Source organism: Clostridium celatum DSM 1785 (assembly GCF_000320405.1).
GTDB classification, from domain to species: Bacteria; Bacillota; Clostridia; order Clostridiales; family Clostridiaceae; genus Clostridium; species Clostridium celatum.
Map to the genome: position 1 here is coordinate 33,990 of NZ_KB291713.1, position 375 is coordinate 34,364.

General features: G+C 41.9%; 2 tRNA genes. Both read left to right on the plus strand.

Going from position 1 to position 375, the window contains the following annotated elements:
• The first annotated feature begins 102 nt into the window (after positions 1 to 102).
• Positions 103 to 179, plus strand: a tRNA-Arg gene (locus tag HMPREF0216_RS15015).
• A gap of 6 nt (positions 180 to 185) precedes the next feature.
• Positions 186 to 261: transfer RNA gene (locus HMPREF0216_RS15020), tRNA-Pro, on the plus strand.
• Positions 262 to 375 lie beyond the last annotated feature (114 nt).

Sequence of the window (375 nt, forward strand, 5' to 3'; positions counted from 1 at the left end):
AAAGGTGGGTTCGATTCCCACTACCCGCTCCAAAAAAGCTTTGAAAAAAAGCTTGACATAATTAAAGAAATGTTTTAAAATAATAAACGTTCTTTGGTAAATGCGTGTTTAGCTCAGCTGGATAGAGCAACGCCCTTCTAAGGCGTGGGCCAGGAGTTCGAATCTCTTAACACGCACCATTTTACCGGGGTGTAGCGCAGATGGGAGCGCGCGTGGTTTGGGACCATGAGGTCGCAGGTTCGATCCCTGTCACCCCGACCAATTCAACTAGAAATTAGAAGTTGAATAAAAATACTTGACAAAGTTAGATGAATGTGTTTAACTAATTAGGTATTAAAAATCTCAGTATGCGGGTATCGTATATCGGTAATACTC